The sequence below is a fragment of the Pseudomonas sp. lyk4-TYG-107 genome (assembly GCF_030209055.1).
GTDB classification, from domain to species: Bacteria; Pseudomonadota; Gammaproteobacteria; order Pseudomonadales; family Pseudomonadaceae; genus Aquipseudomonas; species Aquipseudomonas putida_A.
This window is the reverse complement of sequence record NZ_JARVST010000020.1, coordinates 1-22,847: the sequence shown is the minus strand read 5'-3', so window position 1 is coordinate 22,847 and position 22,847 is coordinate 1. Positions and strand designations below refer to the sequence as shown.

The following is a 22,847-nucleotide window of genomic DNA, read 5'->3' as shown; positions in this document are numbered from 1 at the left end:
CTGTTTAACCCCCTGTGGCGAGGGAGCTTGCTCCCGCTCGGCGGCGCAGCCGTCGTATTACCCGCGAAGGCGGTGTTTCAGACAGATCGCGATTAGAGGGATTGGGGCTGCTACGCAACCCAGCGGGAGCAAGCTCCCTCGCCACAGAGAATGCGATATCTGGAAGTTTTCGGAAATTTCGTACAGTCATCGCAGACCCAATTCTTGAATGCTGCGACTAGCGTGAATAGGGATTGAACTCGCAAAGGGCGCAACGGAATGCGTAACCCCCTACATTCACATCGGCTCCGCCGAGGGCGCTATTCGGAATCGGGACGTGCCTATCTGATAACTGCAGTGGTGTATCAGCGCCGCAGAATATTCAGCGATTGGCAAGTTGGCCGTTTATTGGTAGCGGAGCTCCGGCGAGCTCATGATCAGCGATGGGTCGACTCGATCGCCTGGGTGGTGATGCCTGATCACCTCCACTGGTTGGTCCAGCTGGAAGCAATGCCCATGGAAGGCCTGATGCAAGCGGTGAAGTCCCGAAGCACATTGTCGATTAACCGCGCCCTAAACCGAAAAGGCGCGTTTTGGCAAACCGGCTATCACGACCGAGCTATCCGTGATGGAGAAGACTTGAAACCCTTCGCCCGATACATCATCGCCAATCCGCTACGGGCCGGCTTGGTAGAAAAAATTGGTGACTACCCACTCTGGGATGCCTGCTGGCTCTAAAGCTCCCACTCTCCCTGTGGCGAGGGAGCTTGCTCCCGCTCGGCGGCGCAGCCGTCGTATTACCCGCGCACGCGGTGTTTCAGACAGATCGCGATTAGAGGGATTGGGGCTGCTTACGCAACCCAACGGGAGCAAGCTCCCTTGCCACAGGTGCAGTTTTCTTCAGAAACCACTCCCACCCAAACCCCGCACTTTTTTTTCCCCATCACCAACCACCGTCTAAGCTTCAGTCAAGTCCGATCAATCTGCGTGAATGGATCAATCGACTATGGGCGCTTTGTGGCAAACCGATTCGAGTAAAGCCGTGGTTCCGACTGAACGTGTGGATGAAGCGCCTGTCCCCCCCAAAAAACGCCGCAGCCGGCATGGCTGGAAGGCGTTCTGGTTATTGCTGCTGATTATCGCCATCGTGGTGGGTCTGGCCGCGAGCAAGGAGATGCGCACCTCGCGTTTCCAGTCCCGGGAGCTGAGCCAGTACGCCGCCTCGCTCAAATATCAGCTGGAGCCCGGCCCCAGCGAAGCGATCCGCTATCCGGGCAACGGGCCGTTCGATCTGCGTCTGGGCTACAGCTCTCTCGATGAATTCCTGCCACGCCTGCTCAAGCGCAATTACGTGATCACCGAGCAGACGCGATTTTCACCCGCGCTGTTGAGCTACACCGACAAGGGCCTGTTCGTGCCCTATTCGGAAAAGATCCAGGCCGGGCTGTCGATCACCGATTGCCGCGCTGCGCCGTTGTATCAGTACAAGTATCCGCAGCAGCTGTATTCGAGTTTTGCGGCGATTCCGCCGGTGGTGGTCAGCAGTCTGCTGTTCATCGAAAACCGCTTTCTGCTCGACCCCAAGCAACCGTTGGCCAACCCGGCGGTGGACTGGCCGCGCTTCGGCATGGCCGCGTGGTCGCAGGTGGCGAAACTGCTGCACCTGCCGGGGCAATCGGCGGGCGGCAGCACCCTGGCGACGCAACTGGAGAAGTACCGGCACTCGCCCGATGGCCTGACGGTGTCCGGCGCCGAGAAGATCCGTCAGATGATTTCCGCCAGCGTGCGCGCCTATCAGCCCGGCCCGGAAACCCTCGGCGCGCGGCAGAACATTATCCGCGACTACCTCAACAGCGTGCCGCTTTCCGCTGTTCCGGGGCACGGTGAAGTACACGGCATGGCTGAAGGTTTGCGGGTCTGGTACGGCAGCGATTTCAACCAGGCCAATGCACAGCTGAACAGCCCGGCCACCGATGCGAAAACCATGGCCGACAAAGGCCTGGCCCTGCGCGAAATGCTCTCGCTGATGATCGCCCAGCGCCGCCCTTCGCATTACCTGACCAAAGGCCGCGAAGAACTCGCCGACCTCACCGACAGCCACTTGCGCCTGCTCAAACAGGGCGGCGTGATCGACAGCGCGCTGGCCGATGCCGCACTGGCGAGCAAGGTCACTTACCGCGACTGGCAGACCCAGCCGACCCTTCAGCCGATCGAAACCAACAAGGGCATCAGCGTCGCCCGCAGCCGTCTGGCGAGTATGCTCAACCGTCCGCTGTACGACCTTGATCGCCTCGACCTCTCAGCCACCAGTACCTTGCAGGGCGAGTTGCAGACCCAGGCCACCGATTACCTGAAAAAACTCGCCGACCCCACGTTTGCCGGGCAGATCGGCCTGATTGGCGAACGCCTGCTCACCCCCACCAGCACCACCCAGGTGCGCTACAGTTTCACCCTGTTCGAACTGACCCCGGACGGCTCGCGAGTACGCGTACAGACCGACAGCACCGACCAGCCGTTCGACATCAACGAAGGCAGCAAGCTGGAGCTCGGCTCGACGGCGAAGATGCGCGTGCTGACGACTTACCTGCAGATCATCTCCGAACTGCACGACAAGTACGGCGCCATGAGCGTGCCGGAACTGAAGAAAGTCGAAGTGCCGGATCAGGACCGCCTCAGCCAATGGGTGATCGATTACCTGATCCAGAACAAGGATCACGATCTGTCGAAAATGCTCGGCGCCGCGCTCGACCGCAAATATTCGGCCAGCCCCGGCGAGGCGTTTTTCACCGGTGGCGGCCTGCATGTGTTCCACAACTTTCGCAAGGAAGACAACGGCCGCCTGCCGACTCTGCGCGATGCGCTGCGCGAGTCGATCAACCTGCCATTCATTCGCCTGATGCGCGACGTGGTGCGCTACGTCACCTACTCCGGCCCCAACAGCAGCGCCGAACTGCTCAAAGACGACCGCGATCCGCGACGTCAGGAATACCTGGCCAATTTCGCTGACCGCGAAGGCACCTCGTTCCTGCTCAAGTTCTGGAAGAAGTACAAGAACAAGGACACCCAGGCGCGCCTCGACACCTTCCTCGACAGCATGCGCCCGACCCCGATCCGCATGGCCGCGGTGCATCGTTATCTGCTGCCCAATGCCAGTCAGGAAGACTTCAACAGCTTCGTGCGCGCCCACCTCAAAGGCGCCAAGCTCACCGAGAAACTCACCGACGATCGCCTGATCCGGTTGTACGACGCCTACGGCCCGGGCACCTACGATCTGCCGGATCAGGGCTTCATCGCCAAGGTCCACCCGCTGGACCTGTGGTTGATGGGCTATCTGCTGCACAACCCGGACGCCACCTTCAGCCAGGTGGTCAAGGCCAGCCAGTTCGAGCGTCAGGAAGTCTATAGCTGGCTGTTCAAGAGCAAGCACAAGGGCGCCCGCGACAGCCGCATCCGCACCATGCTCGAGATCGAAGCGTTCCTGGAGATTCACCAGCGCTGGCAGAAAGTCGGCTATCCGTTCGACCATCTGGTGCCGTCGCTGGCCACCGCCATCGGCAGCTCCGGCGATCGTCCTGCCGCGCTGGCCGAACTGATCGGCACCATCCTCAACGACGGCGTGCGCATGCCGACCCTGCGCATCGACAGCCTGCACTTTGCTGCAGACACCCCGTATGAAACGCGTCTGACCAACGACCCGCATGTGGGCAAACGGGTGATGCCATCGGAGGTCGCCACAGCGATGCGCGAGGCTCTTTCACAAGTGGTGGACTCGGGTACGGCGAAACGGGTGTCCGGCAGTTTCAAAACCGCCGACGGCACGCCACTGGTCATGGGTGGCAAGACCGGCACCGGCGACAACCGCATCGAAGCCATCGGTTCCGGCGGGCGGATTCTCAGTTCGAAGTCGATCAACCGTACCGCGACCTTCGTGTTCTACATCGGCAACAACCACTTCGGCACGCTCACCGCGTTCGTCCCCGGGCGCTCGGCGGAGAACTTCAAGTTCACCTCGGCGCTGCCGGTGCAGGTGCTCAAGGGCATGGCGCCGATCCTTTCGCCATACCTGCAACCGGGTACGCACACGATGTGTCAGGCACCGGAGGTCACCGCCGCCCGCTAAGCCACGAAAGCACTGTGACGTGGTGGTAACTGTGTATTTTTCACTCCGTATTTTTCGAAAGCTCCGCGCGCAACCCCGGCGCTTTCAACCGGGTATTTGCGCTTTTTTCACCCACTGTCCTTGCCTAGGCTGATCGCTCCATTTTTGATCAAGGACGATCCAGCAATGCCCACCCTTTCCCCGCAGGGGCAACCGTCACGCACGGCGCACCTCGTCTCACCGGATGTCAGTGTTCATTATCAGACGATCGAAAAAGCCATCCCGGCCTGGCTGCGCGCAAGCTCAGCAAAGCGGGTCAATGAATTGCAGCTGCACCGACTGAAACTGCCGGCCTGGTATCAAGAGGTATCGGACGCCGAACATCGGCGTCTGCAACAGCAGATGCAAAATGCCTGGAAAGCACAAAACGACGTGGACAAGGCCTTGAGCAGTCTGCAAGACGTCTACGCCTTCGCCAGGCCGTTATTACAGCAGGCGCTGCAACAGCGCTTCGGTGTCGAAGACGACGTCGAGAACACCTGGCTGCGCCTGTACGCCCCCGTCAACAGCGCGTGGTGGGCCCATGACTTTGCCGGTGCAACCACCAGCCGGACCGTCTCGCTGCTCGACGCTGCATTGCATAATTTCTCCCGCGATGAAGCGTTCAGCCCGGCCTCGGAGTTCATTACCCGCCCCGATGCCAACGGCCACTTCACGGTCAGGCCGCTCAAGCACAAAGTGAGTATCGAGCAGTTCAAGTCACTGTGCCGCGAGCTGAATATCGGCGCCCGATACGAGCAGCATCTCAATGATTTTCTGCGCTCGGGCAACCGTGTGGCCCGCCAGGTTTTGCAGTACCGGGTCATCTTCAGTCAAAAAAGTACATTGAGCGTCTGTGCCCAGTTGGCTCTGGCAAAAAAGGACATTGACCGCGACGCCTACGAGGTCATTCAGGGCATGCTCGATGACCGGCGCAACCTGCGCTGGCGCGGGCGTGCCATCAACTACTACAACCTCGCCATGATGGATACGGCGCTGACCGGTATCACCCTCATCGCCCCCGACGTGGACACCGCCAACGCCCCGGTCCCGGTGATTGCCTATGTGCCCCATGACCCGGAACACCCGCTCAAACAATACCCCTCGGCGCTGGACTTCATGGCGGAACTGACGCGGCAACTGCGTGACCGCGACGCTACCGGCAGCTATCAGCGGTTTTTCAGCCAGTTCGTCAACCATCAGCAGCGCGGGCATTTTTTTGCAGGCTTGAACGCCCGCCTGAGCACCGTGAAATGGCACACCGTACCGCCGGGAACCCACCTGCCCAGTTGGCGCGAAACGCCTGTGGATCACCCCGACCTGCGCTTTCGCCTGACGAAAATCCAGGACGACCGCGATACCCGTTACACCGGCAGTCTCTGGGCTTACTTCCATCAGCAGAAGCTCAACAAGATTTTCAATGACGCCCGGGAGATCGCCATTTCCACCGAGTATGCCGACCGCATGGCCCGTTGGGCCTGGTGGGACAACCTAGGGAAAATCCTCTCGGATATTTTCAACGTGGCGCTGCTGGTGGTGACCCCGCTGGTGCCGGGGCTCGGCGAATTGATGCTGGCCTACACCACGTATCAACTGCTCGACGGCGTCTTTGAAGGCATCGTCGACATGGCCGAAGGGCATTTGGCCGAAGCGGGTGAGCAAGCCATTGGCGTGCTGCAAAGCATCGTCCAGCTCGGCGCCTTCGCCGCTGGCGCCAGCCTGGGACGTGTCGCACGGGTCAAGCTGTCGTCGTTTGTCGAAGGCCTGAAACCGGTGCAGTTGGCCGATGGCCAGACCCGCCTGTGGAATCCGGATCTGGCGCCCTATCGCCTGCCGGAACAGACCCTGCCGAGCCCGGCCCGCCCCGATGCGCACGGCGTTCATACGCTGGGGGACAAACACCTGTTGCGCCTGGATCAACACCTGTTCGAGGTGACCAAGGATCCGGCTTCCGGGAAACACCGCCTGCGCCATCCGCGACGTCCCCGGGCCTACGCACCGACGCTTGCGCACAACGCCGACGGGGCCTGGGTCTGTGAAACGGAAAACCCGCGTCTGTGGGACGGACCAAAACTGATGCGACGCATCGGCCATCGCACCGATGGTTTCAGCGACGCGCAACTGGAGCACATGCGCCTGCTGACCGGCACCGACGAGGACATGCTGCGCCGCATGCACGTCGACAACACCCCGCCGCCGCCATTACTCAGCGATACGCTGGATCGACTCGGCCCGGCGCGTCCGGTGCAGCCCGACGCGCCACTGTCGCCGGCGGCCAGCCAGGTGCTGGTGGATTGTCCACAGTTGACGCCGGTTCTCGCCGAACGGGTGGTGTCTCATGCCCGGCCGCTGGAACAGCAGCAAGCCACGACGCAACGCCGTCTGCCCTTGCGTTTGCGCACGACCGCCCGCGAGGTGCAGTTTGAATTGCAGTCCGTGCGCGCCGCCCAGGGTTTGCAGCAGGAAGCCCTGAGCAACATCGACAGCGAACGGCTGATCCTCGGCGCGCTGCGGCATTACAGCGATACCTTCGGGGCGCTGCGGATTGAAATCCGTGAAGGCACGTTCGACGGCGAGTTGCGTTGCGAAGCCGGTGCCGCGGTCGCCGAGCGCATCCGGGTGCTGGTGCGGGTTGCTGCCGATCGCTATCAAGTGCGCGATGGCGCGAACCTGCCAATCCACCCCGCCAGTGGCCTGTACGAGGCAATCCTGCAGGCGATCAATCACGATGGCCGCAGTGCCCTGGGGTATCGAACCGACGATATCGAACCGTTCAAACAGTGGATCATCGCCAGAACCCAGGCCCCCAGCGAGCGGCGCACGCTACTCGCCAGTCCGCCGATCCGCCCGATCGCTGAATACAACACCCTGTTTCTGGTGCGCGGCCCGGGCCTGAGCCGCAATGCCGCCACGCTGGAGCAACGCATCCAGGATCTGCATCCGCATTTCAGCCCGAGCGAGGTCGAAGCGTTTGCCAGTGCCCTGACCGAACGCGGCGAGCCGCTCAAGGCCATCGAGGCACATGAAGATGAACTCGATGAACTGCGGGTCATCGTCCATCGCTGGCGCTATCAGCAACCGGAGAGCTGGGGGCCGGGCAGTCAGGGCTTCCGTGACGGTGGCGGGCTGCATATCTACGAAAGTCTGCTGGACTGCTTCGAACGCAAGAACGCGCACCTGGGCAACCGCGCCGATCCGTCCGCCTATGCGCTGGATCTGTCGCGGGAACTGCTCTCCACGAATCTGGAAACCTGGTGGGCGAAACGTCCACCGCTGAAGAAGTTTCTCGACAAGGTCACGCTGCTCAATCTCGACAACGCGCGGTTTTCCCCCGACGCCAACGGCCTGCTCAAAGACTTTCCGAACGTGGTCGAGCTGAGCGCCAAATACTGCGAGCTGACGCGCTTGCCGGACCGCATCGGAACCACAATGCGCCGCCTCGAACGTCTGCGCCTGAACAACAACCACATTGTGCTGGACCGCGCCGCCGTCGAACGGCTGGGCAGCCTGACCTACCTCGAAGTGCTGAGAATGGACGACAACCCGCTGGGGCTGTCGCCTGATCTGTCACGCATGCCGCGCCTCAAAGTGGTGGCGCTGAAGAACACCGGCCTGACCACCTGGCCGGACGGCATTCTGGCCAAGCCACGGCCACGCGGTTTGCTGCTCGATCTGCGCGGCAACCCGCTGACGGTAATCCCCGACGTGCCGAGCGGTTCCGATGCGCAATGGCTGGTGGCGCGTACGCGTCTGGACGTCGCCGCCCTGTCGGACCTCAACCAGTTGCGTTACCAGGACAGTCGCCGTTCGATGGCACTGCCACCGGAGCCGATCATGCCGGTCGCCATCCCGGGCACCTCGATCATCTCCAACTATGGCGCCGACTACTGGTCCGACGTGCCGGGCTGGGGCATTGATCGCGAAACACCGTGGACAGAGCTGGTGGAAGATCCCATGGCCGCACCGTTCATGGCGACGTTGCTCAGCGTGCGTGAGTTTGCCGATTTCCGCGCTGGCGGAACGGCGCGCGAGCAGTTGATGCAACGCGTCTGGCGCATGCTCGACGCCGTGCACGTCGACAGTCGCTTGCGCGAAAAACTGTTCACCATGGTGGTGGCGCCGGTGGACTGCGCCGATGCCGGTACGCAGCTGTTCAACCACATGGGGGTGAACGTGCTGGCCTACGAGGCGCATGCCTATTCGGTCGAGCCGAAGGAACTGGAACTGAAGCTGGTGACGCTGGCCAAAGGCGCGGCGCGCCTGGAACAGGTCAACGAAATCGCCCGGGCCGATGTCGCCAGCCGTGGTGGCAATCCCGACGACGTGGAGGTTTATCTGGCCTACCAGACCGGCCTGGCCAAACGTCTCGGCTTGCCCTGGCAGTCCGAGGGCATGCTGTACCGGGCGGTGTCCGGCGTCACTGACGCGATGATCGATCAGGCCTGCGACACGGTACTGGCGCTGGGTGAAGGCGATGGCCTGGTCAACCAGATGCTTGAGCTCGACTTCTGGAAAGAGTACCTGAGCGAGCGCTATCCCGTGCGCCTGGAAAGCAACAAGCGTCTGTTCCAGCACCGCTACGAAGCCCTTGAATCGCTGCGCGAGATCCAGCGCCGGTGGGTGCAATCGACCGTGGCCGAGGAACGCGCAGCCTTGCGCGAACAGCTCAAGACGTTGATGAACGATCTGCCGGCGCCGGCAACCGTGGTGTTCAATGAAGAACCGATCAGCGACGCGCTGTTCGAGCGGCTGCTGGTCGATCTGGCGGATGACGAAAAAGAGCTCGCGCGTCGCCTGACCCGTGAAGCCCTGACCCGCGCCGGGCTTTGATGACGGCGCGCCGGTCTGCCCGTTGCACATCGGGCAGGCCGGGCAACCTCAGGGCGCCGCCGCATTAAAGATCAGGTGCACGTTGCCATAGTAATTCCCCGGCTTGTAGCCGCCGGCGGGCGTGATCGGCTGGATCTCCAGCGCATAACGCCCGCCGGCCCTGGCCTGCTCCGCAGAAACCACCTGACGCGGCGTCTCGTGAGTCAGCACGGTATCGGCGAAGCTGACGCGCAGATAAATGTTCTGCTCCTCGCGACCATTGGACAGAAACGCTACGTTCTCCAGGCGGGCCTCGATGGCACTGGTGTCGTGCCTGAGGTCGAAGTGTTTGCGCATTCCGCCGAGGCTCTTGGTGCTGATATTCCACGGCAGAATCTGCGCACGATGAATCCAGTCCGTTTCGGCCGGTATCACATAAAAACCCAGCGTCGGAATATCCACCGACACCTCGAACCGGTGCTCTTCGCGTGCCGCAAACGATTCTGCACTGAACAGGGTCAGAACGCCCGCGCACAGGATCACCAACGATGGCTTGATCATTTCAGGCCCCCCCTGAGGATTGGCCGGCTACGCGCAGGGACTTCTTGCTCTCGCCTTCCACCAGATTGAAGCGGTATTCACGTCCGGCCTGCTTGTCGAACTCGAAACTGTTGCCTGCGCGGATGTGGTGTTTGGTGGTTGGCTGGCAGGCGGTTTCGTCTTTCAGCGCACAATTGCGAAACTCGTCGATCAGCACCACGGTGTTGCCGTTATTGCGCACTCGATACGTCGCCGGGGTCTCTTCGATCACGCTGTCGAAACGGCTGTCTTTCGGGCGCACAAAGAACACCGTACCGAAACCGGTCATGACGTTGACCCCGGCCGACAAGGTGGTTTTGTATTGCTCACGCTCCTCGGCGGACACGGCGAATTCGTCTTCCTTTTCCGGGACAACGGGGATGAACCGCACGCGAAAATAGCGCTCCCGGTCACGCTCGCCCATCATCAACAGACGCGTGCCCTGCATGCCGTTGGCCGGCACGATCAGTCGCGCGGGGCTGGCCATCAGGCCGTCACGACTGCTCATGTCGGCCTGGCTCCTGACCTCGATTTCCCGCGAGGTGCCGTCGGCGTCGTAGAGGATTTCGAGGATGTTGACCTTGACGAATGCAGTGCTGTCGCCGCTGTTGAACACCCGCTTGAGGTACGTGCTCTTGTCGCCGTCGAGATAGTCGTAGACCGTCCCGACATTGATTTGCGGGCCGGCCTGCAGGGCAAAGGGCAGCCCGCTCAAAACCATTGCTAACACCAGACGCTTCATCACCTTGATTCCTTGGTCGTTGAACACAATGCCGACTCGACTCATCGATACGCAGCCCATCAGATATCCGAGTCCCAGATCACAATGACGATGCCGGAATACGAGCCTCCCGCACCGGGTTGCAGCATCCCGGCCATCGAATATGGCGGAACTTCGAAGTGCAGGGTTCCCGGCGTTCGATCCACGTAGAAACCCGGTTTGAAATACTGCTCATTCCCTACTCCTGGCCTCAGTCGCAAGCGCCTCACAGGCTGGCCGGCAAGGTCGGTTATCCCGTTGGGCAGGCTGACGCTGACGAACAGCTCCACTCGACGGTTAGCTTCACGGTCCTCCAACGCGCATTCACCATTCAATCCTGGGCCGCAGCCTATCGACATCTTGAAACGCGATGACGCCGAGATGTTGAAGGTCTGGTCGCGGAACAGCCCGACCGGCCGCCGTCCGGCCTGCAGCCAGCTCTGCCAGCCACCGACGGGGACCATGCGGATCTTTTCACCACCGGGAGGAATTTCAACCTTGAGGGTGTGCTGCACATTCAGATTGAAATTCAAGGTCAGAGACGAACTCGACGGCAACATCACATCGCCAAAATCGAAATCCGCATTCGGCCCGACGCGGTAGGTCAGCGAACCGCTGTAGTCCCCCGACGACATGCCCAGCGGGTCGGGGGTGACCAGTTCATAGGCAAAATCGAGGTGTTCCAGACGCAACCACGGCACATCGAACTTCGCCTGTTTGGTACAGGCAGCGGCCGCTGGCGTTTTCCAGAAAAACGAGTATGAATCGGGGGAGTACCAACCCACACCGCTGTACTGACAGGGTTCGGGTGCATAGACCCAACTCAAGCCCCACAACAGGTTGTGGGCGCTGCGATCGTCTTCGGCGCCCTCCACCAGTTTCATCACGTTCTCGGTCACATAGCGCGAACCGATACCGACGATCCGCACCTTGACGATTTTTGGCTCGCGGGTGGTCTCGTGATAGACCGTCAGCTCACGCCACTGCACGGGTACCTGAAACGTTGCCCCTTGCCGCGGCGAAGGATGATTCGCCGCAATCGGCGCACGAGCGTTGAACTGAATCGGCACCTGCAAGCTGAATATTTCGTGCTGCTCGCACTGCGCCGGATCGTAGGTGCAGTAACCACTGGAGGGCGTGGTGTTGTGGAACTTGTTGCGGTGCGGATAAGACGAGTCCGGCTTGAACTCGGCGGTGATCGACACCTGTTCGGCGTGAGCCGCAGATACCGTGCCGGCAACCAGCACAACAGCGGCCAGCCCGCGACGCAGGTATGTAGCCAAGGGTGAGACGTTCATGTCTGCAAATCTCCTGAAGCAGGCCGCATCAACCCGCGGTGTGGGCCTTTTGGGTGACGTCGGCCAACGTGTCAGGCGAGCAGCGCAAATCGCCGATCATCAGCACGTTGTTTTCGCTACGGTGTTGGTCGGGGTCGAGCCGGAACTGGCACAGCAGTTGATCGGCGTAGCGCACTTCGAGGGTCGGGGAACCGGCGTGCATCTCCATCGAGAAAAACCCGTCGACTTCGCTGACCCCGCGACTGGCGTGATTGATCACGTGATGGCCTTTGAGCGGCTGGCCCTGCGGGTCGAGCAGGCGTCCGAGTACGGTGACGGTTTTCATCACCCGCACCTTGCGGTACTCCACGCCGCCCTTGTTCAGGTGATAGCGGGCGCGAGACGGTTCGATGTTGGCGGCCGGAACGTGATTGCCTTCGAAATCGAAGCCCACCGAACTGTTGCGGTACGCCGTGAGCGGGATGAAATTACGCCCCGGCCGCAGCGCTGAACTGCCGCCGCTGAGGTCGTCGGCGCGCAGGGTGACGTCGGCGATATCCGACTCGACATCGACGATCATTCCAGCGCCACGGCCCTGATGCTGGCTGGTCATGACCAGTTGCTGACCGCCGACGATCACGCTGCTGTCGAGGTTAACGCCACCGGTGAAGTTGCCGTTGTAGGACGAGCGCTGCACGAAGCCGTCGCCATTGACCCAGTCGGTACGGAAGTTGGCCAGGCTCGAAAGACCGACGCCATAGGTGTCGGTCAGCGCCGTGACCGAAACGCTTTGCAGAATGTGATTCTGCAGATCCTTGCGATAGCCGATCGAGCCATTGTTGTCGCGCCCGCCATCGCGGGCGGTGCGGCTGCCGATGCTGCCGGAAATCTGCTGCCCCGGCCCGCCCAGCGCCATGTTGATGCTCAGGTCGATCCCGCGATTACGCGCCTCGCCACTGCTGTAGCTGCCCGGCCGGTCGAACAGCGACAGCCGCCAGTTGGCATCGCTGCCAAACAGCTCGGTGCGTTGCGTCCAGCCCAGGTCCATGCCCACGCCTTCGACGTTGCCGGTGCTGTGCGAGACCCGCGCACTCAGCGAGTTCTTGCGACTGATGCGATGGTTGAGCGCCAGCGACGAGTTGCTGGTTTCGCCGGTGAACACATTGCGCTGACGCACGCGAGTGCCGTCGGGTAGCGTGTCGTAAGTGTTGCGGGTATCGAGCCAGCTGCGGTTGTGGCTGACCACCAGGCTGCCGGCGCCATAGTTGTACAGGCCCTGCACATCGGCGCCGGTGCCATGGTCTTCGGTCTGATAGAGGTTGGCGAAGAGGCTGATGCTGTCGGCCAGGCTCCAGTCGATCGAAGTGCCGTACTGCAAGGTATCGCGTACCTGACGCGCCGACAGGCCGAGGATCACCCGCGGGTGCAGCAGGTAGTTGAGCGCGGCGCCGGCGGTGAGATCACCGCTTTGCTGTTCTTCCCAATTGCTCAGCAGTTTGCTTTCCTGGCCGGCGAACACGTTATAGCGCCAGCGCTGGTCGAGGTTTTGCCAGTTCACCGGTTTGTAGACCAGCTCCTGAGTGGTCGCGGTGGTCTGGCCATCCTCGATCAGGCGCACTTCGACTTCATAGATGCCGCCGGGCAAGGGCCGGGTGTCCAGCGTCTGTAAACCGGCCGGCACGGCTTGCGTGTTGATCAGCAGGCCATCGCGATAGATCTCCACCGACGCCTGGCGATTGGCCGTGACGAAAATCGGGTAGACGCTGGGCCGCGGGCTGTCGACCGCCAGGCTGTCGGAGCTGCCATACATCACGCCCACCGCCGTATCGGGGCTGGTGCCGAACGACCGGGGTTGGCGGGTCAGGCCTTCGGAATTGGGGGTGAAATAGCCCAGGCGGAAAAAACTGCCCTGCAGTTCGCGCTGGGTGTAGAGCTCATGTACCGCATGATAGGTCTTGGTGTCCGGCCCGCCGAGGCGCGCCAGTTGCATATTGAAGGCCTGGCTCCAGTTGCCGAGGCTGGCACTGGCTTCCAGACCGAAACGTCCGCCCAGATCCTGGTTCTGGCCGCCATTGAGGTTCAACTGATTGCGCAGCATCAGACCGCTGCTGCCACCCTCGGGCTGCTCGTGGAAGCGTTGCGTCTGCAGATCGCGCTCGGCGTTTTCGGTGGCGATCGAGAGCAGTGAATTTTCCAGGTTGTAATGCACCGCCAGCAGTTGCTCGGGGCATTGCCCGCTGCAGTTGCCAAGCGCTACGCCGGATTTGAGGAGACTGGCCCAGGTTTCGCGCTCGGCGGCACTGATACGACTGTCACTGGTGTCGGTGAAGTCGAGCAAGGTAATGCGATCATCGCGCGACAATATAATCATTGCCTCGCCCAGCGGTTGTTGATCAAGTTCGACACGAACCGCCAAAGGCACATCAAAGAAATGCTCTTCAAAGTCTGCCGGAAGACCTTTCGCCTGAGCCAGCAAACTTCGCGGGGTATTATCGACTGGAGGCGGCGCCGCCAGTACGCTGCTGCTCAAAAGCAAGGCAAGCGCAGCCGCGATGGGCGTCATCGGATACATGGATTAATACTCTGATTACCGGAAGTAAAAGCCCGGCCGGGCAACTTCAAAGTTGCCGGCCGGTTACGTTACTGGACAAGTAACGTCAGGTATTGCCGTTATGACTCAAACCGAAGGTTCGACGACCAGCATGACCACACCGGTGTAGTCGCCAGCGGCCGGTTTGGCACCGGTAGCGCTGATCTTGAAGGGCGCGCGATAACGCGTATTGGACTCGGTATCACCCACTACTTCCTGCGAGGTGGTGGTCAGCGTCTTGCCGTTGAGTTCGACTTTCAGATCGATGGTGTTGCTGCCGCCAATCAGCTTCGGCACCCCTTCCAGACGTGCATGAACCTTGCCGGCCGTGTGCAGCACGTCGAAGTGCCCGTTGACTTCGCGCATCGAATTGGTGGCCGGGTTGTAGCTCATGTCCTGATCCTTGTTGACCAGATCGGCATCCACCGGCACCGCATAGAAGTCGTCAGCCGGCACGTGCGCCACGAGACTGATGGAGTGCTTGGCTTCAGTGGCGGCAAACGCCATCGAGGCGCTCATGGCCAGGACAGTCAGAGGGGCGGCAAAGGCGAGTTTCTTGAGCATCATTGAATACCTGTCTTATATAAATTAGTTGAGTCGTCGAGCAGTCAAGGCGAACTGAACAGTCACGAGCAGTCAGTGCTCACCGTTAACTTTCAACGCCAAAGAATGTTCAACCAATTTATCTTCAAAGTAAGCAGGCAACGTCCTGCGACCTTGTAGCCTGGACGCCATTAGATGAGAAAGAAAAAACCGCGAAATTCAGGAAAGTTCCTGTCCAACTGTAAGAAACAGGCTACAGCGCGCCAGCCGAATGACTGCATGCGCCACAACTTGGTAGCAACTTCCGTAAGACATGTACCACACTTTCCCGGAAACAAAGGGCGAAACGGAATATTAGAGAATCTGCACTAATTTGCGCCTTTGCCGGGGGATTTAATACTGCGTTTTCTTGATCATTTTCCGGTTTTTTCGACCGCAGATTCGATCGGTCAGGTGAGCGCCGTTGGTCAGGAACCCTTGTCAGCGCGTAAAGATATATCTTAAGTTGTATCTAAACACGACGAGAGAGCAGGAAAATGAGAGACCATCATTCCCCCCATCATCACCGCGAACACGGCGACGGCCGTGACGGCTTCGAAAAACGCCCCGGCCGCGAACGCGGTGGACGCGGCCCACGGGTCTTCGCCCCCGGTGATCTGAAATTGTTGCTGCTGGCGCTGATCGCCGAGCAGCCGTGCCACGGCTATGACCTGATCCGCCAGATCGAAGGCATGTTCGACGGCGCCTATAGCCCAAGCCCCGGCGTGATCTACCCGACCCTGACCTTCCTTGAAGAAAGCGACCTGATCAGCGGCGACGCCGAGGCCGGCAAAAAACGCTACAGCGTGACCGACGCCGGTCGTTTGTCCTTAAGCGAGCAAGCAGTAGCGCTGGATGGCGTGCGCATGCGCATCGACGTCAGCAAACGTTCGTTGCGCGGCCATGACCGGCCGCCGGAAATCCACGAGGCAGTGCACAACCTGCGTCACGCCTTGCAACTGCACCATGGACGCTGGAGCGCGGAAGAAATCCAGCGGGTTGCCGCGCTGCTCAACGACACCGCCAAAGCCATCGTCGACGGCCCCGCCGCTCAATCTGCCCCGGAGAAAGCCGAATGACTGCAGTCGATACCCAAACCATTCACCGTGTGATGCACGAAATCAAACGTCGCAAACTCGAAGTCCTGCGCGTGGTCGACCTGACCCCGCGCATGCGCCGCATCACCCTCGGCGGGCCGGAACTGGCGGGGTTCATCAGCCTGGGCACCGACGATCACGTGAAATTGCTGTTCCCGCAGAATGCCGAACAAACCGCTGCGCTGGAGACCATGGTGCTCGGCGCCGGCAAGGACAACGGCCCGCTGCCCGAGATGCGCGACTACACCCCGCGCCGCTACGACCTGGAAAAACTCGAGCTGGACATCGACTTCGTCCTGCACGGCGACGGCCCTGCCTCGACCTGGGCTGAACAGGCCAGACCCGGGCAATTCCTGCACATCGGCGGGCCGCGCGGTTCGATGATCGTGCCGGACATCTTCGACAGCTACCTGCTGATCGGCGACGAAACCGCCCTCCCCGCCATCGCCCGCCGCCTTGAAGGTCTGGCGAGCAATCGCAAGGCGCTGGTAGTGATCGAAGTGGAAAACGGTGCCGAGCAACAGGTGCTGGAAAGTGCGGCGCAGGTCAATGTGATCTGGGTCCTGCGCGACGGGGGCAAGGACAACCTGCTGACCACGGTCAAAGAGCTGCAGGTGCCCAAGGGCAATCTGTATGCGTGGGTAGCGACCGAGACCAAGGTCTCGCGGCAGATCCGTCGGGTGCTGCTGGATGAGCATGGACTCAATGAGCAGTTCGTCAAAGCCGTCGGCTACTGGCGCGCCGAAGGTTCCGCAGAAGAGTGATTTACCCTTGTGGGAGCGGGCTTGCTCGCGAATGCGGTCGATCATTCAACCATGATGTTGACTGACCTGACGCCTTCGCGAGCAAGCCCGCTCCCACATTGACCTTTTAACTTCGTCCTGACTGCCAGCGGTCGATCCCGATCACCAGCAAGCCAATCAGCACAAACCCCACCAATATCCCTCCAGCATTGACGAACACCTGTGCATAACCCAGCAGCGCCACATCGATGAACGGATACGCATACGCGCCAAGCAGATGCCCGCGCAGCAACGCGTAAATGAAATACACCAACGGGTAAATCAGCCACAGCGGCAGGTGCCACAGGCGCAGGGTGCCTTTGGGCACGCAGTACCACCAATAGCCGAGAAACAGCAGCGGCATCACGTCGTGGAGTAATTCGTCGGCAACAAATTGCCAGCCCTGCGGGTGCCACAAATGCCGCAGCAGAATGCTGTAAGCCAGGCCGACCACCGCAATGCTAACTGCCACCCCGCTACTGACCCACGGTTGCAGAAACCAGCGCTGCGCAGCGGATTCACGCCGGGTGACCGCGCAGGTCAGCACCGTTGCCACCAGCGTGTTGGTCAACACCGTGAAGTAACTGAAGAAACTCACCAGCCCGCCCAGCAGGCTGGCGTCGACACTCAGCCGCGCAAGGAAAATCAGATACAGCTGAATACTCAGCCCGGCCCAGCCGAGGCTGGCGATGACAGTGATCAGGCGTCGCCGCGCAACGGCGTCCATCTCAGACCGGTCGCTTGGTGCGCATCAGTTTCACGTACAAGCGCTCGACCTTCTCCCGCGCCCACGGGGTTTTGCGCAGGAAGGTCAGGCTCGACTTGATGCTCGGATCGCTCTTGAAGCAGCGGATATCGATGCGCTCGGCCAACCCCGACCACTCGTAATGCGCCACCAGCGCATTGAGGATCTGTTCGAGGGTTACGCCATGCAGCGGATCGGGAGTGTGGTCGTTCATGCCAGGCCTTTGGACGGAGGGAAAATGCACAAGCCGCGCACCTTAGCCGAGGGGCCGGTCAGGTGGAAGGCCTTGCATCAAATGTAGGCCAACCCGAGAAGATCGCAGCCTGCAGCCATCGCCACAATGCGCCCGTTTGCCACACTGTTACCGAATCAGAAATGCTGCATGTCTGCAAAAGCCCTTTGTCTTTTTGTTACAGATCATTATCCTGCCGCCCTTCAGCTGAATCGCTTCACTGCCTGCGTCAAATTGAAGCGCTCGGTTTACCCCCGTAAAACACCAAAAAAAGACTGACCCATGCCTGATTTTTCCTTCTCCCGAGACAGCGCTATCTCAGCCCTGCGCCTGCTCGGCGGCTGCACCGCGCTCGGCTTCGCCACCTACGCCCAGGCGGCCCCCGCCTTCGACAGCGACTCACCGTGGATGCTCGGTGACTGGAACGGCACGCGTACCGAACTCGCGGAAAAAGGCTACGACTTCAAACTCGATTACACCGGCGAAATGGGCAGCAACCTGCACGGCGGCTACGACCACGATCGCACCGCGCGTTACAGCGACCAATTCGGTCTGGGCACGCACCTGGACCTGCAAAAAATCCTTGGCTGGGACGACGCCGAGTTTCAGCTGACCATCACCAAGCGCAGCGGCAACAACATCAGCAATGACCGCATCAACGACCCACGCGTTGGCGGCTTCACCTCGGCCCAGGAAGTCTGGGGCCGTGGCCAGACCACGCGCCTGACGCAGATGTGGTACCAGCAGAAATTCTTCGACCAGAAGCTCGACATCAAGGTCGGCCGCTTCGGCGAAGGCGAAGACTTCAACAGCTTCCCGTGCGACTTCCAGAACCTGGCGTTCTGCGGCTCGCAGGTCGGCAACTGGGTCGGCGGCATCTGGTACAACTGGCCGGTCAGCCAATGGGCGCTGCGGGTCAAATATCACCTGACCCCAGAGTTGTACGCGCAGGTCGGCGCCTACGAGCAGAACCCGTCAAACCTCGATCGCGGCAACGGCTTCAAACTCAGCGGCAGCGGCACCCAGGGCGCGGTGCTGCCAGTCGAACTGGTGTGGACGCCGAAACTCAATGGTCTGCCGGGCGAATACCGCGCCGGTTACTACTACAGCAGCGCCAAGGCCTCTGACGTCTATAAAGACCAGAACGGCCAGCCTGCTGCACTGAGCGGCGAAGCCTACCGCAGCGCGTCGAGCAAGCACGGCGTGTGGTTCGGTGCGCAGCAGCAAGTCACCAGCCTCGCCAGCGATCACTCGCGCGGCTTGAGCGTGTTTGCCAACGCGACGATGCACGACAAGAAAACCAACGCCATCGACAACTACGTGCAGGCCGGCGTGGTCTACAAAGGCCCGTTCGATGCCCGCGCCAAGGACGACATCGGTTTCGCCCTGGCCCGCGTGCACGTCAACCCGGCCTTTCGCAAAAACGCCGAAGCGAGCAATCAGGCGCAGGCGGTTTACGACTACGACGACCCGTCCTTCCTGCCACCGCAGGACACCGAATACAGCGCCGAGCTCTATTACGGCGTGCACCTCGCCAACTGGCTGACCGTGCGCCCGAACCTGCAATACATCCGCCATCCGGGCGGTGTGGACCAGGTCGATGACGCACTGATCGCGGGGATCAAGATCCAGTCGTCGTTCTAAAAAACACTGAAGAAACCTGTGGGAGCTGGCTTGCCAGCGATGCGATTTCACATTCGACATTATCGTCGGCTGACACTCCGCCATCGCTGGCAAGCCAGCTCCCACAGGGGAACGCATGAAATTCGTTAGCTAGACAAGTTTTTATCTGAACCATACCTGTGCCCAATCGTCATCTAAAGTGACTACAGCGCGGGACTACATAAACGTCACGGAGAATCACACTATGAGCACCGAAAGTGCTTCGAGTCGGGGCCGTCTGCTACCGAGCCTGCTCGGCATTCTGCTTCTACTGATGGGCCTGGCCATGCTGGCCGGGGGAGTCAAGCTGAGCATGCTCGGCGGCTCGCTGTACTACCTGCTGGCCGGTATCGGCATTGCGCTGAGCGGCATTCTGTTGCTGCTGCGTCGTCGTGCAGCGCTGGGTCTGTACGCCATCGTGCTGTTCGCCAGCACGGTCTGGGCCTTGTGGGAAGTCGGTCTGGACTGGTGGCAACTGGTGCCGCGTCTGGCCCTGTGGTTCGTTCTCGGCATCGTGATGTTGCTGCCGTGGTTCCGTCGTCCGCTGCTGCTCAATGGCCCGGCGCCGATGGGCACAGGTGGCCTGACCGTGGCCGTGGTGCTGGCCGGCGTCACTGCCCTGGCCAGCCTGTTCACCCACCCGGGCGAAACCTTTGGCGAATTGGGCCGCGACACCGCGGACATGACCAGCACCGCACCGCAAATGCCTGATGGCGACTGGCAGGCCTATGGCCGCACCGAGTTCGGTGACCGCTACTCGCCACTCAAGCAGATCACTCCGGCCAACGTCGGCAAGCTGCAAGAAGCCTGGCGCATCCAGACCGGCGACCTGCCAACCGCAGATGACCCGGTCGAGTTGACCAACGAAAACACCCCGCTCAAAGCCAACGGCATGCTCTATGCCTGCACCGCGCACAGCAAAGTGCTGGCGCTGGATCCGGACACCGGCAAGGAACTGTGGCGCTTCGACCCGCAGATCAAGAGCCCGGTGGGCTTCAAGGGCTTTGCCCACATGACCTGCCGTGGCGTGTCGTACTACGACGAAGCCGCTTACGCGAAAGCTGATAACGCCGCCTCGGCCGTTATCTCCGAAGCCGGCAAAGCCGTTGCCCAGGCCTGCCCGCGTCGTCTGTACCTGCCAACCGCCGATGCACGCCTGATCGCACTGAACGCCGACACCGGCAAGATCTGCGAAGGCTTCGGCAAAAACGGCGTGGTCGACCTGACCCAAGGTATCGGCCCGTTTACCGCCGGTGGCTACTACTCCACCTCGCCGGCAGCGATTACCCGTGATCTGGTGATCATGGGCGGTCACGTCACCGACAACGAGTCGACCAACGAGCCATCGGGCGTGATCCGCGCCTTCGACGTGCGCGACGGCCACCTCGTGTGGAACTGGGACAGCGACAAGCCGGACGCCACCGAGCCATTGGCGCCGGGCGAAACCTACAGCCGCAACTCGGCCAACATGTGGTCGCTGGCCAGCGTCGACGAAAAACTCGGCATGGTCTTCCTGCCACTGGGCAACCAGACTCCAGACCAGTGGGGCGCTGACCGCACTCCAGGCGCCGAGAAATTCAGCGCCGGCATCGTTGCCCTCGACCTGGCCACCGGTAAAGTGCGCTGGAACTACCAGTTCACCCACCACGACCTGTGGGACATGGACGTTGGCAGCCAGCCAACCCTGCTCGACATGAAAACCGCCGACGGCGTGAAACCGGCGCTGATCGCCCCGACCAAACAGGGCAGCCTGTACGTCCTCGACCGTCGTGACGGCACGCCGATCATCCCGATCAAGGAAATCCCGGTTCCGCAAGGCGCCGTGAAAGGCGACCACACCGCACCGACCCAGGCCCGTTCGGACCTCAACCTGCTGGCCCCGGAACTGACCGAAAAAGCCATGTGGGGCGCCAGCCCGTTCGACCAGATGCTGTGCCGCATCCAGTTCAAGGAACTGCGCTACGAAGGCCAATACACGCCTCCGTCGGAACAGGGCAGCCTGATCTATCCGGGTAACGTCGGCGTGTTCAACTGGGGCGGCGTCTCGGTCGACCCGGTTCGCCAGATGCTGTTCACCAGCCCGAACTACATGGCCTTCGTCTCGAAAATGGTGCCACGCGAGAAAGTCGCCGCCGGCAGCAAACGCGAGAGCGAAACCGCTGGCGTGCAGCCAAACACCGGCGCGCCATACGCGGTGATCATGCACCCGTTCATGTCGCCACTGGGCGTACCGTGCCAGGCCCCGGCCTGGGGCTACGTCGCCGGTATCGACCTGACCACCGGCAAAGTCGTGTGGAAACGCAAGAACGGCACCAGCCGCGACAGCTCGCCGATCCCGATCGGCTTCACCCTGGGCGTGCCAAGCATGGGCGGCTCGATGGTCACTGCAGGCGGCGTCGGCTTCCTCAGCGGCACCCTCGACCAGTATCTGCGCGCCTACGACGTGAACACCGGTAAAGAACTGTGGAAATCGCGTCTGCCTGCCGGCGGCCAAGCGACCCCGATGACCTACACCGGCAAGGACGGCAAGCAATATGTGCTGCTCGTTGTCGGCGGTCACGGCTCGCTGGGCACCAAGATGGGTGACTATGTGATTGCGTACAAACTGCCGGAATAAGTTTTAGCGGCGGTAAAGGAAAGGCGATGTTCCGTGAGGGACATCGCCTTTTTTGTGCCCATCGATGTTGAATTCACCCCAAACACTGTAGGAGTGAGCCTGCTCGCGATAGCGGTATTTCAGTCAATACTTTCGGTGACTGATTTACCGCTATCGCGAGCAGGCTCACTCCTACAAAGGAAGGTGTTCCTCCTACAGAAGCGCGTTGTGAGCGGGAGATTTCCGACAGGATGCGTCGGTTGTGCCTCGGAAGTTGGCTGGATAGGCTCTGGTGGTCGCTGGAAATTCAGCGGCCGGGCGTCGCGGCCTGATAACTGATGCATAATCGCCAACCTGACAGCACCTCGGATGCCTGTTGGTTGTGTCATGGCGGCTGTGCGCGGGATACCTTCTTTGGGGGTATGCCGATTCCTCAGTTATCGGTCCGCGAACCCGCGTACAGCTGCCACCTCAGATTGCGTCGCGGCAATTGAAGGTAGCTCCACTTCACCAACTGAGAATTCACCATGATCAAACCCACACCCAATCCCCCAGAAACCTCGCCCTACGAATCCCTCGATTCCAGAAAACTCCACGACGCCGCCGAACGCGCCCTCGACCACTACCTGAAACCCTCCGCCGCCGCGGTGAGATTCCACAAACCCAGCAGCATGTTCCAGGTCGCCCCGGACATGGACAACGAAAGCCTGCTGGTTCACGCCTGCGAATCACTGGCCCAAGCCAGCCTCATGACCAGCGACATCGCCGCGTACATCGACATCCCGCAGCGCCGGACGATACTGGCCATTCAGCAAATCATCATGCTCGCCGAACTGGCGGTGAATCGGGTGCTGGATAATGTGGAAATCACCCAATCTGCGGCACACAGCTGAGCCATAGTGGGAGCGAGCTTGCTCGCGAAAGCGTCAGCACATCCAACACTTGCGTTGACTGACACACCGCTTTCGCGAGCAAGCCCGCTTGTGTCTGAGTAAGGGAATAAACTCTGAGGTGAGAGG

15 protein-coding genes are annotated in these 22,847 nt (G+C 61.0%); 8 read left to right on the top strand and 7 right to left on the bottom strand.

The window, feature by feature from the left end; genetic code table 11:
• Positions 1–258 precede the first annotated feature (258 nt).
• The 3 genes from QRN61_RS18010 to QRN61_RS18000 all read left to right on the top strand — a co-directional run bounded on the left by QRN61_RS18010 (position 259) and on the right by QRN61_RS18000 (position 8,947).
• Positions 259–717 carry an REP-associated tyrosine transposase gene (locus tag QRN61_RS18010; RefSeq protein ID WP_096795548.1) on the top strand — a complete coding sequence of 153 codons (459 nt, stop codon included), beginning with the start codon at positions 259–261 and terminating at the stop codon, positions 715–717.
• A gap of 268 nt (positions 718–985) precedes the next feature.
• Positions 986–4,099 (top strand): transglycosylase domain-containing protein, encoded by a 3,114-nt coding sequence (locus QRN61_RS18005; protein WP_096795547.1) that lies wholly within the window; start codon positions 986–988, stop codon positions 4,097–4,099.
• Between the two features lie 165 nt (positions 4,100–4,264).
• Positions 4,265–8,947 (top strand): NEL-type E3 ubiquitin ligase domain-containing protein, encoded by a 4,683-nt coding sequence (locus QRN61_RS18000; RefSeq protein WP_285374396.1) that lies wholly within the window; start codon positions 4,265–4,267, stop codon positions 8,945–8,947.
• A gap of 48 nt (positions 8,948–8,995) precedes the next feature.
• Here the strand turns inward: QRN61_RS18000 and QRN61_RS17995 are convergent, their stop codons facing one another.
• The 5 genes from QRN61_RS17995 to QRN61_RS17975 all read right to left on the bottom strand — a co-directional run bounded on the left by QRN61_RS17995 (position 8,996) and on the right by QRN61_RS17975 (position 14,696).
• A complete protein-coding gene (locus QRN61_RS17995; protein ID WP_285374395.1) occupies positions 8,996–9,487 on the bottom strand; it encodes a CS1 type fimbrial major subunit in 492 nt (163 codons plus the stop codon).
• 1 nt (position 9,488) lies between these two features.
• A complete protein-coding gene (locus QRN61_RS17990) occupies positions 9,489–10,247 on the bottom strand; it encodes a pilus assembly protein (protein ID WP_027612102.1) in 759 nt (252 codons plus the stop codon).
• Between the two features lie 59 nt (positions 10,248–10,306).
• Positions 10,307–11,563: a hypothetical protein gene (locus QRN61_RS17985; RefSeq protein ID WP_285374394.1), complete on the bottom strand. Its 1,257-nt coding sequence runs from the start codon at positions 11,561–11,563 to the stop codon at positions 10,307–10,309.
• 28 nt (positions 11,564–11,591) lie between these two features.
• Positions 11,592–14,114, bottom strand: coding sequence for a CS1-pili formation C-terminal domain-containing protein (locus tag QRN61_RS17980; protein WP_285374392.1), 2,523 nt, complete (start codon positions 14,112–14,114; stop codon positions 11,592–11,594).
• Between the two features lie 105 nt (positions 14,115–14,219).
• Positions 14,220–14,696, bottom strand: a complete 477-nt coding sequence (locus QRN61_RS17975) for a CS1 type fimbrial major subunit (RefSeq protein ID WP_027612105.1) — start codon at positions 14,694–14,696, stop codon at positions 14,220–14,222.
• Between the two features lie 515 nt (positions 14,697–15,211).
• Here QRN61_RS17975 and QRN61_RS17970 point away from each other — a divergent pair.
• Together QRN61_RS17970 and QRN61_RS17965 are read left to right on the top strand one after the other, a co-directional pair.
• A complete protein-coding gene (locus tag QRN61_RS17970; RefSeq protein ID WP_285374390.1) occupies positions 15,212–15,793 on the top strand; it encodes a PadR family transcriptional regulator in 582 nt (193 codons plus the stop codon).
• Complete coding sequence (locus tag QRN61_RS17965) at positions 15,790–16,575, top strand: siderophore-interacting protein (RefSeq protein WP_115988974.1); 786 nt, start codon at positions 15,790–15,792, stop codon at positions 16,573–16,575. The genes QRN61_RS17970 and QRN61_RS17965 overlap by 4 nt, the downstream gene beginning before the upstream one ends.
• A gap of 106 nt (positions 16,576–16,681) precedes the next feature.
• On the opposite strand, the gene QRN61_RS17955 is transcribed toward QRN61_RS17965, so the two are convergent.
• Both QRN61_RS17955 and QRN61_RS17950 read right to left on the bottom strand, forming a co-directional pair.
• The gene (locus tag QRN61_RS17955) at positions 16,682–17,320 is read right to left on the bottom strand and encodes a Pr6Pr family membrane protein (protein WP_285374387.1); all 639 of its coding nucleotides are present in this window, start codon (positions 17,318–17,320) and stop codon (positions 16,682–16,684) included.
• Position 17,321: 1 nt separating this feature from the next.
• Positions 17,322–17,552 carry a VF530 family protein gene (locus tag QRN61_RS17950; protein ID WP_027612109.1) on the bottom strand — a complete coding sequence of 77 codons (231 nt, stop codon included), beginning with the start codon at positions 17,550–17,552 and terminating at the stop codon, positions 17,322–17,324.
• A gap of 300 nt (positions 17,553–17,852) precedes the next feature.
• Here QRN61_RS17950 and QRN61_RS17945 point away from each other — a divergent pair, with 300 nt between their 5' ends.
• From QRN61_RS17945 to QRN61_RS17935, 3 genes are all read left to right on the top strand, one after another.
• A complete protein-coding gene (locus QRN61_RS17945) occupies positions 17,853–19,214 on the top strand; it encodes a carbohydrate porin (RefSeq protein WP_285374386.1) in 1,362 nt (453 codons plus the stop codon).
• Positions 19,215–19,437: 223 nt separating this feature from the next.
• A complete protein-coding gene (locus QRN61_RS17940; protein WP_097086108.1) occupies positions 19,438–21,849 on the top strand; it encodes a glucose/quinate/shikimate family membrane-bound PQQ-dependent dehydrogenase in 2,412 nt (803 codons plus the stop codon).
• A gap of 506 nt (positions 21,850–22,355) precedes the next feature.
• Positions 22,356–22,721 (top strand): DUF6124 family protein, encoded by a 366-nt coding sequence (locus tag QRN61_RS17935; RefSeq protein WP_027612112.1) that lies wholly within the window; start codon positions 22,356–22,358, stop codon positions 22,719–22,721.
• Positions 22,722–22,847: the final 126 nt, after the last annotated feature.

What these genes read in the sequence shown, in the direction of transcription:
- QRN61_RS18010 (WP_096795548.1), top strand. Translation starts at nt 259, where the DNA reads ATGCGTAACCCCCTACATTCACATCGGCTCCGCCGAGGGCGCTATTCG.
- QRN61_RS18005 (WP_096795547.1), top strand. Translation starts at nt 986, where the DNA reads ATGGGCGCTTTGTGGCAAACCGATTCGAGTAAAGCCGTGGTTCCGACT.
- QRN61_RS18000 (WP_285374396.1), top strand. Translation starts at nt 4,265, where the DNA reads ATGCCCACCCTTTCCCCGCAGGGGCAACCGTCACGCACGGCGCACCTC.
- QRN61_RS17995 (WP_285374395.1), bottom strand. Translation starts at nt 9,487, where the DNA reads ATGATCAAGCCATCGTTGGTGATCCTGTGCGCGGGCGTTCTGACCCTG.
- QRN61_RS17990 (WP_027612102.1), bottom strand. Translation starts at nt 10,247, where the DNA reads ATGAAGCGTCTGGTGTTAGCAATGGTTTTGAGCGGGCTGCCCTTTGCC.
- QRN61_RS17985 (WP_285374394.1), bottom strand. Translation starts at nt 11,563, where the DNA reads ATGAACGTCTCACCCTTGGCTACATACCTGCGTCGCGGGCTGGCCGCT.
- QRN61_RS17980 (WP_285374392.1), bottom strand. Translation starts at nt 14,114, where the DNA reads ATGTATCCGATGACGCCCATCGCGGCTGCGCTTGCCTTGCTTTTGAGC.
- QRN61_RS17975 (WP_027612105.1), bottom strand. Translation starts at nt 14,696, where the DNA reads ATGCTCAAGAAACTCGCCTTTGCCGCCCCTCTGACTGTCCTGGCCATG.
- QRN61_RS17970 (WP_285374390.1), top strand. Translation starts at nt 15,212, where the DNA reads ATGAGAGACCATCATTCCCCCCATCATCACCGCGAACACGGCGACGGC.
- QRN61_RS17965 (WP_115988974.1), top strand. Translation starts at nt 15,790, where the DNA reads ATGACTGCAGTCGATACCCAAACCATTCACCGTGTGATGCACGAAATC.
- QRN61_RS17955 (WP_285374387.1), bottom strand. Translation starts at nt 17,320, where the DNA reads ATGGACGCCGTTGCGCGGCGACGCCTGATCACTGTCATCGCCAGCCTC.
- QRN61_RS17950 (WP_027612109.1), bottom strand. Translation starts at nt 17,552, where the DNA reads ATGAACGACCACACTCCCGATCCGCTGCATGGCGTAACCCTCGAACAG.
- QRN61_RS17945 (WP_285374386.1), top strand. Translation starts at nt 17,853, where the DNA reads ATGCCTGATTTTTCCTTCTCCCGAGACAGCGCTATCTCAGCCCTGCGC.
- QRN61_RS17940 (WP_097086108.1), top strand. Translation starts at nt 19,438, where the DNA reads ATGAGCACCGAAAGTGCTTCGAGTCGGGGCCGTCTGCTACCGAGCCTG.
- QRN61_RS17935 (WP_027612112.1), top strand. Translation starts at nt 22,356, where the DNA reads ATGATCAAACCCACACCCAATCCCCCAGAAACCTCGCCCTACGAATCC.